The 15183-nt window shown below is 60.1% G+C and carries 13 protein-coding genes; 10 read left to right on the forward strand and 3 right to left on the reverse strand.

Annotation, left to right across the window (positions count from 1 at the left end; translation table 11 throughout):
- Nucleotides 1-174 precede the first annotated feature (174 nt).
- From I2G43_RS05800 to I2G43_RS05815, 4 genes are all read left to right on the forward strand, one after another.
- The gene (locus I2G43_RS05800) at nucleotides 175-1035 is read left to right on the forward strand and encodes a transporter substrate-binding domain-containing protein (protein WP_195535434.1); all 861 of its coding nucleotides are present in this window, start codon (nucleotides 175-177) and stop codon (nucleotides 1033-1035) included.
- Nucleotides 1035-1688, forward strand: coding sequence for an amino acid ABC transporter permease (locus tag I2G43_RS05805; protein WP_117806870.1), 654 nt, complete (start codon nucleotides 1035-1037; stop codon nucleotides 1686-1688). Before I2G43_RS05800 ends, I2G43_RS05805 begins: the two co-directional genes overlap by 1 nt.
- Nucleotides 1681-2445, forward strand: coding sequence for an amino acid ABC transporter ATP-binding protein (locus I2G43_RS05810; protein ID WP_324249506.1), 765 nt, complete (start codon nucleotides 1681-1683; stop codon nucleotides 2443-2445). The genes I2G43_RS05805 and I2G43_RS05810 overlap by 8 nt, the downstream gene beginning before the upstream one ends.
- A 310-nt stretch (nucleotides 2446-2755) precedes the next feature.
- Nucleotides 2756-4831 carry an elongation factor G gene (locus I2G43_RS05815; RefSeq protein WP_195535435.1) on the forward strand — a complete coding sequence of 692 codons (2076 nt, stop codon included), beginning with the start codon at nucleotides 2756-2758 and terminating at the stop codon, nucleotides 4829-4831.
- A gap of 112 nt (nucleotides 4832-4943) precedes the next feature.
- Here the strand turns inward: I2G43_RS05815 and I2G43_RS05820 are convergent, their stop codons facing one another.
- Nucleotides 4944-5927: a DNA/RNA non-specific endonuclease gene (locus I2G43_RS05820; RefSeq protein WP_195535436.1), complete on the reverse strand. Its 984-nt coding sequence runs from the start codon at nucleotides 5925-5927 to the stop codon at nucleotides 4944-4946.
- Between the two features lie 225 nt (nucleotides 5928-6152).
- The gene (locus I2G43_RS05825) at nucleotides 6153-7163 is read right to left on the reverse strand and encodes a LacI family DNA-binding transcriptional regulator (protein ID WP_324249507.1); all 1011 of its coding nucleotides are present in this window, start codon (nucleotides 7161-7163) and stop codon (nucleotides 6153-6155) included.
- 415 nt (nucleotides 7164-7578) lie between these two features.
- On the opposite strand from I2G43_RS05825, the gene I2G43_RS05830 reads away from it, so the two are divergent.
- The 6 genes from I2G43_RS05830 (at nucleotide 7579) to I2G43_RS05855 (ending at nucleotide 13576) form a co-directional block, all read left to right on the forward strand.
- Nucleotides 7579-9051 carry a PTS fructose transporter subunit IIC gene (locus I2G43_RS05830; RefSeq protein WP_195535438.1) on the forward strand — a complete coding sequence of 491 codons (1473 nt, stop codon included), beginning with the start codon at nucleotides 7579-7581 and terminating at the stop codon, nucleotides 9049-9051.
- 144 nt (nucleotides 9052-9195) lie between these two features.
- Nucleotides 9196-10470, forward strand: coding sequence for a class II D-tagatose-bisphosphate aldolase non-catalytic subunit (locus I2G43_RS05835; RefSeq protein ID WP_195535439.1), 1275 nt, complete (start codon nucleotides 9196-9198; stop codon nucleotides 10468-10470).
- Nucleotides 10471-10594: 124 nt separating this feature from the next.
- On the forward strand, nucleotides 10595-11278 hold the full coding sequence (fsa, locus tag I2G43_RS05840; RefSeq protein ID WP_195535440.1) for a fructose-6-phosphate aldolase: 684 nt from the start codon (nucleotides 10595-10597) through the stop codon (nucleotides 11276-11278).
- Nucleotides 11279-11342: 64 nt separating this feature from the next.
- Complete coding sequence (locus I2G43_RS05845) at nucleotides 11343-12173, forward strand: transketolase (protein WP_195535441.1); 831 nt, start codon at nucleotides 11343-11345, stop codon at nucleotides 12171-12173.
- A complete protein-coding gene (locus I2G43_RS05850; RefSeq protein WP_195535442.1) occupies nucleotides 12173-13111 on the forward strand; it encodes a transketolase family protein in 939 nt (312 codons plus the stop codon). Before I2G43_RS05845 ends, I2G43_RS05850 begins: the two co-directional genes overlap by 1 nt.
- A 12-nt stretch (nucleotides 13112-13123) precedes the next feature.
- A complete protein-coding gene (locus tag I2G43_RS05855; RefSeq protein WP_195535443.1) occupies nucleotides 13124-13576 on the forward strand; it encodes a PTS sugar transporter subunit IIA in 453 nt (150 codons plus the stop codon).
- A gap of 668 nt (nucleotides 13577-14244) precedes the next feature.
- On the opposite strand, the gene I2G43_RS05860 is transcribed toward I2G43_RS05855, so the two are convergent.
- Nucleotides 14245-15123, reverse strand: a complete 879-nt coding sequence (locus tag I2G43_RS05860) for an ATP-dependent sacrificial sulfur transferase LarE (RefSeq protein WP_195535444.1) — start codon at nucleotides 15121-15123, stop codon at nucleotides 14245-14247.
- Nucleotides 15124-15183 lie beyond the last annotated feature (60 nt).

Genomic DNA, 15183 nt, shown 5'->3' on the forward strand with positions numbered 1-15183 from the left:
GGAGGCCACTTAATGTGGCCTCCGTCGTGAGCAGGACTGTAGAGCAGGAAACTTAACCCCCGCCCCGGAGCCCAGCGGGCAACCCCTCCCTTGTACTTTATCAAGGTAGAGTGTATTATTCTGAACGTTACATGACTCACTTTATCTAACTAAAGTGCCATCAAGGGGGATACCATGAATACCGATATGTCTCGTCGTCAGTTTGTTGGTCTAGCCGGCTCGCTTGCCACGGTGCTCGGCCTTGGCCTGGTAGGCTGTGGCGGCAGTGCCGACAAGGGCTCCGCAGCTGGCTCTGCCGCAGCCAAGGACGTGAAGGGCGCTGCGGAGTCCAAGAAGCTCGTGGTGGGCTTTGACAAGTCCTATCCTCCGTATGGTTTTGTGGGCGACGACGGTGAGTACACCGGCTTTGACCTCGACCTTGCTAAGGCTGTTGCCGACAAGCAGGGCTGGGACGTTGAGTACGAGGCTATCGACTGGGACGCCAAGGACACACTGCTCAACTCGGGTGCCATCAACTGCATCTGGAACGGCTTTACCATGGAGGGCCGCGAGGACGACTACACGTTCTCCGAGCCGTATATGCTCAACGAGCAGGTGCTCGTGGTCAAGAAGGACGCGGGCATTAAGAGCTGGGACGACCTTGCCGGCAAGACCGTGATTACCCAGACTGATTCCGCTGCGCAGGATGTGCTCGAGGGCGATCAGAAGGATTTGGCCGCGACGTTTGCCACGCTCGATACCATCGGCGAGTACAACACGGCCTTTATGCAGCTCGAGAGCGGCGCGGTCGATGCCGTGGCTTGCGACCTTTCGATTGCTCAGTATCAGCTTGCCGCCAAGCCCGATGCCTATACGCAGCTTGATGAGCCGCTGTCCAGCGAGCACTATGCCGTCGGCTTTAAGAAGGGCGACACCAAGTCTGCCGACGCCGTGACCGAGTCGCTCAAGGCACTCTACGAGGACGGCACGGTCAAGGACCTGTGCGACAAGTATGAGAGCTATGGACTCTCTTTTGATAATTGGGTGCTTAAGTAATGTCAATTCAGGTCATGATGCAGATGCTTGGCCAGGGGTTCTTGGTCAGCCTGCAGCTATTTGTGCTGACGTTGCTGGGGTCGATTCCGCTGGGAATTCCCGTGGCGTTTATGCGCATGAGCAAAATCGCGCCGCTTCGTTGGATTGCGCGCATCTACATCTCGGTCATGCGCGGCACGCCGCTCATGCTGCAGATGTTTGCCATCTACTTTGCCCCGTACTACGTGTTTGGCATTTCGCTCACTCCCGATTCCAAGTGGACGGCGTGCGTCGTGGCGTTCATCATCAACTACGCCGGCTACTTTGCCGAGATCTATCGCTCGGGCTTGCAGTCGATTCCGCGCGGTCAATATGAGGCCGCCGAGGTGCTGGGCTACTCGCGCATGCAGACGTTTCTGTATATCGTGATGCCGCAGGTCGCCAAGCGCATTTTGCCGGCGATGGGCAACGAGATCATCACGCTGGTCAAGGACACGTCGCTGGCGTTTGCCATTGGCGTGGGTGAGATGTTCTCGACGGCCAAGGCGCTGGTCGCCTCGCAGGTGAGCATGGTGCCGTTTGCGATCGCGGCGCTAATCTACTGGGTCTTTAACTTCGTCGTCGAGATGCTGCTGGGCGCCGCCGAGAAAAAATTGGATTACTACCATGATTAATTCGGTAATGAATATATCGAACGCGCGTAAGGCGTTTGGCGGCAATGAGGTGCTCAAGGATATCTCGCTTGAGGTGAAGCGTGGCGAGGTCGTGGCGATTATCGGGCCTTCGGGTGGCGGCAAGTCCACGCTGCTGCGGTGTGCCACGCTGCTCGAGACACTCGACGGAGGCTCGCTCTCGTTTGGCGACCTTGCCGTTGCGACGGATGCGGGTTCGGGCGCGGTCTATGCGAAGGGCGATGTGCCCAAGCAGGCGCGCTCGCGATTCGGCCTGGTGTTCCAAAATTACAACCTGTTCCCGCACTATACCGTGATGAAAAACATCACCGATGCGCCGATTCGCGTGCTTAAGCGTCCGCGCGAGCAGGCGGAAGTCCGCGCTCACGAGCTGATTGCGCAAATGGGGCTGACGGGCAACGAGAACAAGGTGCCGTGTGAGCTCTCGGGCGGTCAGCAGCAGCGCGTGAGTATTGCCCGCGCCCTAGCGCTCGACCCGGAGATCCTGTTCTTTGACGAGCCGACCTCGGCGCTCGACCCCGAGCTGACGGCCGAGGTGCTGCGTGTCATTAAAGACCTTGCGGCGCAGAACATGACGATGGTGATCGTGACCCACGCAATGCAGTTTGCGCGCGATGTTGCCGACCGCGTGGTCTTTATGGATGGCGGCCGCATTGTCGAGGAGGGTCCTGCCGAGCAGGTTATCGACCATCCGCGTGAGCAGCGCACCCGTGAGTTCTTGAGCCGTATCGAGGGGTAGGCTCAGGTATTTACTCAACTATTAATTGAGGCGAAGCCGCCGCAGGTCTTACGGTCTGTGGCGGCTTTTTGTTTGCATCGACGGGGTTCAATAATCGCCTCACAAGCTTGTCTCTTCCTCTCGCCGCCTGTATTCATACGTGCGCCGAAAGGTATGCATGGACAGCCGCCCGTGAGGGTAGGGTGGTGGCATAGGACATTTGGAGGGTGAGTCGGCTCGGCTGCCGACCATGCTGCTCCCGGGATGGCACCGACCGCGAACTCTCCCCGTTGGCGTCGCGCATTGAGCGCGGCCCTGCAAGGAGGTCATCATGGGTGCTCCCAAGACCGGTAACGTAAGGAACGTGGTGCTCGTAGGCCAAGGCGGGGTGGGCAAGACTTCACTCGCCGAGGCCATGCTCCACCTTTCCGGCAAGACCGCCCGCCTGGGCGGCCACGACGGCACCAAGCCCACGCTCGACTATGACCCCGAAGAGGTCAAGCGTTCATTCTCCATCTCGACGACCATCGCGCCAATCGACTGGAAGGGTGCCCGCATCAACGTGCTCGATGCCCCGTGCTACCCCGATTTTATCGGCGACGCCTTTGCCGCGATGAGCGTCTGCGAGACGGCTCTGTTTGTGGTTGACGCCGAGGCCGGCCCGCAGCCTACGACCGTCAAGCTTTGGTATGCGGCGGAGGATCTGCGTCTGGCGCGTGCGGTGTTCGTGAACCGCTTGTCGCGCTCCGAGGCCAGCTTTACGACCACCATGGACCTGCTGCAGGAGCGCTTTGGCACGCGCCTGGGCGCCGTGACCCTTCCCTGGGGCGAGGGCGAGGACTTTGACGGAATCATCGACCTGGTGCGCATGAAGGCGCGCCATTGCAACGGCGCCGAAGCCGTTGAGTCGGAGATTCCCGAGGAGTATCGTGCCCAGGCGGAGGAAGCCCATGACCATCTGTGCGAGCTGGTGGCCGAGGCTGACGACGAGCTGATGATGAAGTACTTGGAAGGCGAGGAGACGCTAACTCAGGAGGAGCTTGAAGGCCTGCTGTCGAAGGCGATCGCCGAGCGCATCTTTGTGCCGGTCTTTGCGGGCGATTGCATTAAGGAGCAGGGCGTCAACTCGCTGATGGACGACATCGCGACGTACTTCCCAGCGCCGACCGACTATGGCGAGATGCCGCTTATCGACGGCGATTCGCTCAAGATTTCGAGCGACGATGACCGCCCGGTGGCGTTTGTGTTTAAGACGCTGGCCGATCCGCAGCAGGGTCGCATCAGCTTTATCAAGGTGCTGACGGGCACGCTTGAGCCGGGCCTTGAGCTGATCAACGCGCGTACCCGCAAGAGCGATCGTCTGGCTCACCTGTATGTGATGTGCGGCCGCGACATGACCGAGGTCGGTCACGCCTATGCCGGCGACATTATCGTGGCGCCCAAACTGGCTGCCGAGACGGGCGATACGCTCTCCATTACCGGTAAGGTCGAGGCTGCGGCGTTTAAGTTCCCCAACTCGCAGTACCGCATTGCCATCGAGGCCGAGAATCGCGGCGACGAAGAGAAGCTCTACACGTTTATCGAGAAGGCCTGCAGGGCCGATCCGACCATGAGCATCGACCGCGACGAGGAGACCGGCCAGACCATTATCTCCGCCGTTGGTGAGGCGCAGGTTTCGGTGCTGCTCAACCGTCTGGAGGACCGCACCAAGGTCGTGGCCAAAAGCGTGCCGATCCGCATTCCGTATCGCGAGACCATCCGCCGCACGGCGAGTGCCCAGGGCCGCCACAAGAAGCAGACTGGCGGTGCCGGTCAGTATGGCGACTGCTGGCTGCGCGTTGAGCCGCTCATTGGGCCCGACGGCACGAGCGACGGCTACGAGTTTGTGGACGAGGTCGTGGGTGGCCGCATCCCGCGCTCGCTCATCCCCGCCGTGGACAAGGGCGTCCAGGAGACCATGAAGGACGGTATTATTGCCGGCTATCCGCTCACGGGCATTCGCGTGGCTGTGTACGACGGCTCGTATCACAGCGTCGACTCCAACGAGATGGCGTTCCGCGCGGCGGCTCGCATCGGCCTGCGCAAGGCATGCGCCGATGCCGACCCGGTGGTGCTGGAGCCCATCGAGGAAATCACGGTGACTATCCCCGAGAGCTACGCCGGCGCCGTGATGGGCGACATCTCGGCATCGCGCGGTCGCGTGACGGGCATGGAGACCGATGAGCGCGGCGACACCGTGGTCATCGCCCAGGCGCCGCTGGCCGAGTTGACGGATTACTCGACGCGCCTGCGCTCTATCACGCGCGGCACGGGTGACTTTACCATGAAGCCCGCTGGCTATGAGCAGGTTCCCTATGACGTTCAGGCCAAGCTGGTCGAGCGCTATGAGGAGGGTCGCGCCAAGTAGCGTGCGATTTTGCCTGCAATGTAGGTGCTGACGAAAGGGCCGCCTTGGGTAACAGGGGCGGCCCTTTTTGGTCCCCGGTGGGTTGCAAATCGGTTCTTGTCGTGGCTTGGGGCTAGTTCCCCGAGGCCTGGTTGCGGCCGGTGACGTAGTCGATCTGAACGTGCGGCTGTAGGTTATAGCAGTACACGTGGAAGCACAGGGTCTTGCCGTGGTCTTCGACCGATTGCGCCTCAAGGCGCACACCGCGGCAGACAAGTTCCTCTTCGTTATACATGGGCGTGACGCGGTAGAGCACATGGTTGCCCGTGTCGCGGATGTAGCCGAGAATCTGCTCCTCAAACGGCAGCATGCCCGTTTCGTTGAGATAGCGCGTGCCGGTGAGGAGATTTTTGCGGTTGGCGTTTTCGCCGCAGAGCGACCAGGCGATAAGGTGGCAGCGGTTGTAGAGGCTCTGGCCCGGAATAAAGTCGTAGCGCTGCTGGTGCCAACCGGCAGGATGGATACGCGAGATATCGCCGCGCTCGCCTTGACCGAGTGATTCGGGGCCCACGCAGGCGAGTGCTTTGCGGGTGCGGCCCAGGCTGTCGAGCTTGGAGAACTTCTTAAAGCAGCCCTCTTCTGTAGCGCGCTCGTATTCATCGAGCGTGAATGATGGTGTGCCGAGCGGGTGGGTGCTATCGGCGCGAAGGGCAACGTAGGGGTTGCCGGCGTAGTCGGGAATGCTGCTGAGATAAACACCGCGGGCGCGGTTGAGGTTGGGGTTTTCCACCTCGTCGATGGGGGCGGTGGAGCTGTCCTCGGCAACGTTATCGTTGGTGTTGGTCGCGGCGGATTCAGGGCCATCGCCAGAGTCGTGGCTATTTTGAGAGTCCGAGGAACTCGCTGTTCCCGATTCGAGCCGGGCGACCAGGTCCGCCTCGTCGTCGGTGCGGCTGGGGCTCTCGTTTTGTTTTTCGGCCAGAGCCGCCGCCTGTTCATCGCTTTGCGGCGACAGCAGCTTGGGAGCTCCGTCGAGCGATCCCGTAAACAGCGCAAACCCCAGCACCACGGCGGTGCCGATGGAAAGTACTTGCTTGTAGGTGGACTTGCGCGACATTGAGGCTCCTGGATGGACGGTTGGGAATCTACCAGTCTAGCAGGTGCCGTCGCGGGTCATTCGATCGAACAAATACTTAAGATTTGGGACAAACACTTCTGATAACTTTGCCCCAAATAAAGTTGCGGTGGAATAGTTCCTGTTTGGCCGTAAAAAGCCGTTAAACAGGAACTATTTCACCGCAACTTAGGGATGTTGGGGGTGCTGGTGGGCTTGTTCTGTGGGCTAGATTGAGGTGGAGTCGAGCCAGTTGAGCTTGCACTCGAGAATGCGCTGCTCGCCGGGTTCGCTGCTTCCGTCAAGTAGGGCGAGCAACATCTCGGCTGCTTCGCGACCTTCTTGGTCGACGGGCTCGATGATGGTGGAGACGGTCGGTGTGGTGAGATTAGTCCAGTCTTCGCAGTTGAGTCCCAAAAGACCGATTTGCTGCGGAAGTAGATGGGCCATGGGCTGAAGCGCCTTGTAGACGCGGGGGAGCGCCCATTGGTTTTGGACAAAGACGAGCGTACGCTTGGCGGGATTGAACTTAAATTTAAAGTATTCGGTGAGCTCGTTGATTGACGGCTTGTTGTGATCGATGGGAATCGCTTTGTAGAGCTGCCCATTCGCTGCCAGTGCCTCGGCATACCCCTGAAAACGCTCCATGCGGGTGCGCATCTCGGTCATGTTGGCGGCAATGGAAAAGAAATCTTCGTAGCCGGCGTCGAGGAGTGCCTGTGTGGCGTTGTACACGCCGTCGTAAAGGTTGGTTTTGATCCAGCTGGTACCTGGGCTATAGATGGCCGCATCGAAAAAGACGACCGGCTTGCCGGCGCGTCTAATGCGGTCGTGCACAGCTTTGAAATTTGCCGTGGGTTGGATGATAAAGCCATCGACGCCCAGCGAGAGCATCTTGTCGACGTACATGAGCTCGGTCTCGGGGTTAAAGTTGCTCGTGCAAACGACCGTCTGGTAGCCCGCGGGGAGCATGACCTGCTCCATGCCATTGAGAACGAGCCCCGCCCATTTGTTGGTGTTATCCAAAATGATGATGGCGATGACGTGGGTTTGTTTGCCGGTGAGCGTTTGCGCCTGGGCATTGGGAACGTATCCGAGTTCCTTAATGACGCGCGCAATCTTTGCCTGCGTCTTTTCGCTAAGTTTTTCTCGTTTGTCGTTGAGGTAATACGAGACGCTTGCCGTCGAGGTTCCCGCCTCTCGAGCGACGTCTGCGATCGTAACGCGCTGTTTTGCCACAGCGACTCCTTCCGACAGATGAGCATTTTCCAACATGATGACTTTGAGTCTTGGTGAGGGATACGCTTCGGTGAGCGACCCTTTCCTTTCATATGAGTATGCAACAAATGAGGTATACGGGTGGGGTCGAAATTTGTGACCGGCATGCGCATCTGCCGTCTACCGAGAAAATCAAATACTTCTTGACTTTTGAAATCGAGGGTAAAATCGCAGGATTTATTTTTGGTTAAACGCATAACCAAATTGCATAACCAACGCTCTGACCTGCGCGTTTACCGAAATAAGCTGGCATTAAGAAAAACGAGCACCTATATTGGTCTTGTCGAAAAGACAGCAAGTCCAAACGGCAGGGGATGCTCCGGAGGCCTCCGCAAACGGTGTCTTGCGCACGCAACTCTATGAAAAGAGGGAAGCAATGAAGATCGTAGGCGTTGCCGCCTGTACTGTGGGTATCGCCCACACGTATATGGCCCAGAAGGCGATTCAGGATGAATGCGCCGCCCGTGGCATCGAGTGCAAGGTCGAGGCTCAGGGTGGCCTGGGTATCGAGAATGAGCTCACGCAGGAAGACGTGGACTCCGCCGACCTAGTCCTGGAGTCCGTCGACGTGGGTGTCGAGAACGAGGACCGTTTTGAGCAGAAGATGGCCGAGGGCAAGTTCCTCAAGGTCGGTACTTCCGATGTGATCGCCGATCCGGTCAAGATCATCGACCAGGCTGTTGAGATTATCAAGGCGACGGGTGGCGCCGTTGACGCGCCCAAGGCCGAGGCCAAGGCAGAGAAGAAGGCCGTCTCCGCTGCCCCGCAGGCCCCGACACCGGCGTCCAAGCAGTCTATCTTTGCCGATCCTGGCAAGACGCTGCTCAATGCATTCAATACCGGCGTTTCCTATTTTATCCCCATTGTCGTTATCGGTGGCGTGTTCCTCGCCTTCTCGTTGGCATCCGGTACCGCCGGCGCCAACGGCATGGAGGTTACGAACCCGCTGATGGTGAGTCTTAACACCATCGGCATGGCTGGCATCTCCATGATGATCCCGGTGCTTGCGGCATACATCGCCTACTCGATGGCTGGCAAGCCCGCGCTCGCCCCCGGTTTTGTCCTGGGCTACCTGGTCAACAACGCCGTCGTTACCCCGAGTGGCAACAGCGTCTCGACCGGTTTCTTGGGCGCCATGATCATGGCGGTCATCTGCGGCTACTTTGTCCGCTGGATGAAAACCTGGAAGGTCAACAACACCATCCAGACCATCATGCCCATCCTGATCATCCCGATTCTGACCTCGCTCGTCCTGGGCATGGCCTACATCTACATCCTGGCCACGCCGCTTGGCTTTGTGATGGATTGGCTCACCAACGTGCTCGGTAGCCTGCAGGGCGGCTCCGCGGTTGTCCTGGGCCTGGTCATTGGCGTTATGACCGCTTTCGATATGGGTGGCCCCATCAACAAGACCGCCTCGACCTTTACCATGGCCATCATGGCCTCTGGCATCTATGGCCCCAACGGCATGTTCCGCGTCGCCGTCGCCATTCCCCCGATCGCCTGCGGCCTTGCTGCGCTCATCGCCAAGAACAAGTTCGATGACGCCGATCGCCAGATGGGTATCTCCGCGCTGTTCATGGGCTGCATCGGTATTACCGAGGGCGCTATTCCCTTCGCGGTCAAGGACCTTGGCCACACCCTGCCCGGCATCTGCATCGGCTCTGCCGTGGGCGCGGCGCTTGCCGCCTTCCAGGGTATCGACTGCTACGTTCCGCACGGTGGCTTTATCGTCGCCCTGGCCACGAACAATGTCGCGCTGTTCTGCCTGGACATCGTGATCGGCTCCGTGGTCGCCGCTGCAATCCTGATTGCCATGAAGCCCACGCTCGATAAGCAGGCCAAGTAAACCTTTAAGGACTCCGGTTGTGCGGAGGGATGGATTTGACTCCGCGCAACCGGCCCTAAACAACGAAATCCATACGTACTGAAAGGGTCCGAACCTGGACCCCAGGGAACTTTTGTCAAAAATCCTTAGGAGAAGGAGAACAAAATGTCCAACCTCACCATCCGCCAGGCCGTTCAGGGCATGCTCAAGCTGCAGGACAGCGGCGACCACGCAACTATGGTCGGCATTGGCCCCATGAGCCCCAATCTGATCCAGGCCGTGTTCGAGCTTGCCCGCGACGAGGACTTCCCGCCCATGTTCATCGCCAGCCGCAACCAGGTCGATATGGACGAGATGGGCGCCGGCTACGTCAACGGTTGGGACCAGACGCGCTTTGCCGCCGACATCAAGAAGGTTGCCGACGAGGTTGGCTACACCGGTCCGTACTACCTGTGCCGCGATCACGGCGGTCCGTGGCAGCGCGACGAGGAGCGTAACGCCCACCTGCCCGAGGACGAGGCCATGGAGCTCGCCCGCAAGTCCTTTGTCGCCGACATGGAGGCGGGCTTTGACCTGCTGATGGTCGACCCCACCAAGGACCCCTATCAGATCGGCAAGGTTATTCCGCTCGACGTGGTGCTTCGCCGCACGATTGATCTTATCGACTACCTTGAGCAGTACCGTCGCGAGCATAACCTGCCCGAGGTTGCCTATGAGGTCGGTACCGAGGAGACCAATGGCGGCTTGACCTCTACCGATAAGTACGAGGAGTTCATTTCTCAGCTGCAGCCCGAGCTCGAGAAGCGCGGCTGCCCCATGCCCACCTTTATCGTCGGCCAGACCGGTACGCTCACCCGTTGGACCGAGCAGGTCGGCCATTACAACTTCAAGAATGCCCGCGAGCTCGCCGACATGGCTAAGCGCTACGGCGTGGGCCTGAAGGAGCACAACGCCGACTATCTGGACGACGCGACGCTGCTCGAGCACATCCCGGCTCACGTGACGGCCTCCAATGTCGCCCCTCAGTACGGCACCGAGGAGACCCGCGCCTACCTCAAGCTCTGCGCTACCGAGCAGATTCTGGTCGACAACGGCCTGTGCGACGATCCCTCCGACTTGTATCACACGCTGCTGGTCAAGGCTATCAAGACCGAGCGCTGGCGCAAGTGGATGACCGGCGACGACGTTAACCTGCAGGTTGATGACATCCTGGCTGACGACGAGCTCAGCCTGAAGATTCTGGATGTCTCCGGCCACTACGCCTTCAACGATCCCGAGGTCAAGGAGCAGGTCGAGAAGCTTTACCGCAACCTCGCCGCTCAGGACATCGACGGCAAGCGCTTTGTGATCGAGCACATCAAGCGCCCGATCAAGCAGTACGTCGTCGGTCTTAACCTCAAGGGCGTCACGAGCCGCATCGAGGCCGCTCTTGCCGAGTAAGTAGCTTTTCCTACGCGACGCCGGGCCTGGGGCATGTCCCAGCTGCAGGCCCGGCACATGGGACAAAGGGGCAGTCCCTTTGTCCCATTCTTTTGAGTTTTAGCTTCCTTTGAAGGGGTTCACCATGAAGTTCTTTATCGATACCGCCAACCTGGACGAGATCGCCGAGGCCAAGAGCTGGGGTTGCCTGGCCGGTGTTACCACCAACCCGTCCCTGTACGCCAAGACCGGCGGCAAGCTTGCCGACTTTGAGCCTCATATGCTCAAGATCGCCGAGCTCTGCGAGGGTCTGCCCGTTTCCGCCGAGTCTACCGCTACCACGGCCGAGGGCATGATCGAGGAGGGCAAGCGCCTTGCCGCCCTCGCCCCCAACATCGTGGTCAAGCTTCCCGTGTGCGAAGCCGGCCTTGCCGCCTGCCGTGCGCTGGCCGATGCCGGCGTGCGCGTCAACATGACGCTCGTCTTTTCGCCGACGCAGGCCCTTATGGCCGCCAACGCCGGCGCTCGCTACATCAGCCCGTTCGTCGGTCGTTTCGACGACATCGCCGAGGACGGTATCTCGCAGCTCGACAACGTCGTGACCTGCATTAAGAACTACGACTGGACGGGCAAGAACGTCGACGACACCGTCGAGATCATCACCGCTTCGGTTCGTACGCCCAACCACGTGACCCAGGCAGCGCTGCTTGGCGCCGACATCGCGACCGTGCCCATGGCAGCCCTTAAGAAGTGCCTGCACCATCCCCTGACCGATCAGGGCCTCGCGAGCTTCGAGGCCGACTGGCAGAAGGTCGTCAGCGCCCAGTAACGATGGTTTCGCCTGCCCGGCATTTGTCCATGCTGGGCAGGCGCGCTCAAGAGAGGAAATCCCCATGACCAATCAGGAGCTGGCGAAGGTTGCCAACGAGGTCAGGAAGGGTGTCGTGACGGCGGTCCATGCGGCCAAGTCGGGACATCCGGGCGGATCGCTTGGCGCTGCCGACATCATGACCTACCTCTACTTTGCGGAGATGGATGTCGACCCGGCGGATCCACACCGCGCCGACCGCGATCGCTTCGTGCTTTCTAAGGGCCACTGCGCCCCCGCCCTCTACGCCGTGCTTGCCGAGCGCGGGTTCTTTGGCAAGGAAGAGCTCGAGACGCTCCGCCATATCGGCAGCCGTCTGCAGGGTCACCCCAATATGAACGACACTCCGGGCGTCGACATGTCCACCGGCTCGCTCGGGCAGGGCATTTCCGCTGCGGTTGGAATGGCCCTTGCCGCCAAGCACTGGGGCGACAGTTACCGTGTCTACACGCTGCTGGGCGACGGCGAGTGCGAGGAAGGGCAGGTGTGGGAAGCGGCCATGTTTGCCGGTAACCATGCGCTCGACAACCTTGTGGCGGTCGTCGACCACAACGGCTTGCAGATTGACGGAACGATCGACGAGGTTAACTCGGCAATGCCGCTCGCAGATAAGTTCCGCGCCTTTAAGTGGCACGTGATCGAGCTGGCCGACGGCAACGACATGGAGCAGGTTGCGGCTGCTTTCGCCGAGGCTCGCGAGGTGAGTGGCGCACCTGTGGCCATCATCGCCGAGACGGTGAAGGGCAAGGGCGTCTCCTTTATGGAGAACCAGGTGGGCTGGCATGGCAAGGCGCCCAATGACGAGCAGTTCGAGCAGGCTATGGCCGAGCTCACGGCAGCAGGGGAGGAGCTCTAATGGCAGAGGTCAAAAAAGTCGCCACGCGCGTAAGCTACGGCGAGGCGCTTGTCGAGCTGGGCAACGAGCGCGATGACTTCGTGGTTCTCGATGCCGACCTGGCGGCCGCCACGCAGACCGGCAAGTTTAAGGCCGCCCATCCTGAGCGCTTCTATGATGCCGGTATCGCCGAGAGCAACCTGATGGGCCTTGCCGCCGGCATCGCGACTACGGGCCGCGTTGCCTTCGCGAGCACCTTTGCCATGTTTGCCGCTGGTCGCGCCTACGAGCAGGTTCGCAACTCCATCGGCTACCCGCATCTCAACGTCAAGATCGGCGCTACCCACGCGGGCATTTCGGTGGGCGAGGACGGCGCCACGCACCAGTGCTGCGAAGACATTGCGCTCATGCGCACGATTCCGGGCATGACGGTGATTGTTCCCGCCGACGATGTCGAGGCCCGCGCCTGCGTGCGCGCCGCCTATGAGTTTGAGGGGCCGGTCTACATGCGCTTCGGCCGCCTGGCGACGCCGGTCATCAACGACCGCGAGGACTATGAGTTCAAGATCGGTCGCGGCGTAGTCGTGCGCGAGGGGTCCGATGTGACCATCGTCGCCTGCGGCCTTATGGTCGCCGAGGCGCTCGCTGCCGCCGAGGCGCTCGCGGCAGATGGCATCGATGCCGAGGTCATTAACATGCACACAATCAAGCCGCTCGACGAACGCCTGGTTGTCGCCAGCGTAAGGAAGACCGGTCGCGTGGTCACCGCCGAGGAGCATTCGATTATCGGCGGTCTTGGCGAGGCCGTTGCCTCGGTGCTTGCCGAGCAGCATCCGGTGCCGATGCGTCGCGTCGGAGTGCGCGATGTGTACGGCGAGTCCGGCCCCGCGGTCGATTTGCTGCACAAGTACGGTTTGGATGCCGATGGCATCGAAGCCGCGGTCAGGTCCGTGCTGTAAGGAGGGTTTTCCATGGGATTTGTATCTGCTAACCAAGTGACGATTGGCTACGCTGCCGCCTCGCGCGAGGACGCGTTGCATTATCTGTCCGAGCAAGCTGTTGAGCTTGGTTTTGCCGACGACGCGTCTGCTGTAGAGGCGGCTTTTATTGCTCGCGAAAACGAGGCCGAGACTGGCCTCGTCGCCGGGTTTGCTGTTCCGCATGCCAAAAGCGACGCGATTCATACGCCGGGCGTGGCCGTGCTCAAGTTGGCCGAGCCTGTTGAGTGGCCAAGCTTTGATGGTGTGCCCGTTGATGTTGCGCTCGCGCTGTATGTTCCTGCGGGCGAGGCTGGAACCACGCATCTGCGTCTGCTTTCCAAGGCTGCCGTGATGCTGATGGACGCTGGTTTCCGCGACAAAGTGCGCGAAAGCACCGACCCCGCAGAGATTGCCGAGCTTATCAACGCCGGACTCGAGGGCTAGAACGGGTTCTCCGTTCCATTAATCGATCCTTCTCCAAGGAAAAGGGCCGCGACGCTTCATGCCGTCGCGGCCCTGTTTGCGTTTGCCCAAATAAACCTGCCAAAATAAACGTATGGGTTACGCCGTTTTACAAACGGCGTAACTGCTTGGCGCTGCGCAGACTCCGGGCACGGCAATCTGACGTTCAACTTCACGGGCGCGACCAAAAGGTCAGCGCCCGCTTGTTTCACGTCACCTTGCCGCACCCGGAGCCTGCTCGCTCACTTATGCTCAACCTGAATTAGCTGATTTAGGACGGGGCTTTTTTGACTAGTTGGGCAACTAGGCTGGAGCAAATAGTCAAAAAGTCCCGTCCAAAAAGACCGATCTGGTGTCGCGCCACAAAAACGGCCTATCTACTACGTTTGACCCGCACCGGTCGACCATGGCCGTGTTTTCTGAAAATCGGTAAGCCGTCTACCTGCGGTTTTAATTTCGTGTTTTTCGGCATGGTCGAGGGTGGCCAGCGAAACGTAGTAAATAGGTCCATTTCGTGGCGAGCAGTTCGATTCACGGTTCAAGGCAACCGGCTTCGAATGATCATTTGGAAGTTGCGGTGGAATAGTTCCTGGTTAGCGCAAAAAGCCGTTATTCAGGAACTATTTCGCCGCAACTTATTGGGGCGTTGCCTATTGATTCATCGCGCCGTGGATGTAGGGGGTGACCTCGGGGGAGATGTGGGCGCAGCCCAGCTCTCGCAGCGCGGATTCGATGGCGGCGGGCAGCGGGGTCTTGCCTTCGTCGTTGACCGCGGCGCCGCCGAGGGCGGCAATCTTGGCGACGTCGGACGGGGCGGCCTCGATATGCATGCAGCCGCCGACCAGGCGCGCGCGGACCTGCGAAAGGTCAAGATCGTGCAGGTAATCCTCGCAGGCGCGAATCAAGTCGACCTTTTCGCGCGTAAGCTCCTCGCCCGTGGGAATGCGCGTGGCAAGGCAGGCGCCGGCAGGCAGATTCCAAACGGGGTAGCCCCATGCGCGCAGCAGCTCGCGCTCCTCGTTCTTGGTAAAGCCGACCTCCATAAGGGGTGAGCGCACGCCGAGCTCCTCGGCGGCGCGCATGCCGGGGCGGTAATCGCCACGGTCGCTTGCGTTGCTGCCGTCGATGACGGTGGGGAAACCCAGTGACTTGGCGTGGTTGACGATGGCGGTGAAGCCGGCGCGCTTGCAGTGATAGCAGCGGTCGGCGTCGTTGCAGGCAACCTGCGGAAGTTGGAGCTGGTCAACCGAAAGATTAAGCACCGGAAGCTTAAAATGCGGGCCCTCATCGGCTTGTCCGTCAACAGATCGCTCAAACGAAGCCTGCTCGGGCGTGCCGATGAACGGCGTGGTGAGATGGACGAGAAGGGTGTTAGCGGGCATGATGCGGGAGCAAACGGCAGCCAAAAAGCTGCTGTCGACGCCGCCGGAAAAGCCGATGGCGACGCGTCCATATGCCAAAAGCAGCTCTTCGAGTGCTGCGAGTTTGTTCTGAAGCTCCTCTGCGGGTGCGGTGGTGTCTGAAAGCATGAAACGTTCCTTACAGTTAAAAGCTCGGACGAAACTATAATCCTACCGAGCCGCTCGCCA

It is taken from the genome of Collinsella aerofaciens, assembly GCF_015557435.1.
Taxonomy (GTDB): domain Bacteria; phylum Actinomycetota; class Coriobacteriia; order Coriobacteriales; family Coriobacteriaceae; genus Collinsella; species Collinsella aerofaciens_Z.

Excerpts from the sequence above, each read along its gene's own strand:
- I2G43_RS05805 (WP_117806870.1), top strand. The coding sequence starts at position 1,035 with ATGTCAATTCAGGTCATGATGCAGATGCTTGGCCAGGGGTTCTTGGTC.
- I2G43_RS05815 (WP_195535435.1), top strand. The coding sequence starts at position 2,756 with ATGGGTGCTCCCAAGACCGGTAACGTAAGGAACGTGGTGCTCGTAGGC.
- I2G43_RS05850 (WP_195535442.1), top strand. The coding sequence starts at position 12,173 with ATGGCAGAGGTCAAAAAAGTCGCCACGCGCGTAAGCTACGGCGAGGCG.
- I2G43_RS05820 (WP_195535436.1), bottom strand. The coding sequence starts at position 5,927 with ATGTCGCGCAAGTCCACCTACAAGCAAGTACTTTCCATCGGCACCGCC.
- fsa (WP_195535440.1), top strand. The coding sequence starts at position 10,595 with ATGAAGTTCTTTATCGATACCGCCAACCTGGACGAGATCGCCGAGGCC.
- I2G43_RS05810 (WP_324249506.1), top strand. The coding sequence starts at position 1,681 with ATGATTAATTCGGTAATGAATATATCGAACGCGCGTAAGGCGTTTGGC.
- I2G43_RS05860 (WP_195535444.1), bottom strand. The coding sequence starts at position 15,123 with ATGCTTTCAGACACCACCGCACCCGCAGAGGAGCTTCAGAACAAACTC.
- I2G43_RS05845 (WP_195535441.1), top strand. The coding sequence starts at position 11,343 with ATGACCAATCAGGAGCTGGCGAAGGTTGCCAACGAGGTCAGGAAGGGT.
- I2G43_RS05830 (WP_195535438.1), top strand. The coding sequence starts at position 7,579 with ATGAAGATCGTAGGCGTTGCCGCCTGTACTGTGGGTATCGCCCACACG.
- I2G43_RS05855 (WP_195535443.1), top strand. The coding sequence starts at position 13,124 with ATGGGATTTGTATCTGCTAACCAAGTGACGATTGGCTACGCTGCCGCC.
- I2G43_RS05835 (WP_195535439.1), top strand. The coding sequence starts at position 9,196 with ATGTCCAACCTCACCATCCGCCAGGCCGTTCAGGGCATGCTCAAGCTG.
- I2G43_RS05800 (WP_195535434.1), top strand. The coding sequence starts at position 175 with ATGAATACCGATATGTCTCGTCGTCAGTTTGTTGGTCTAGCCGGCTCG.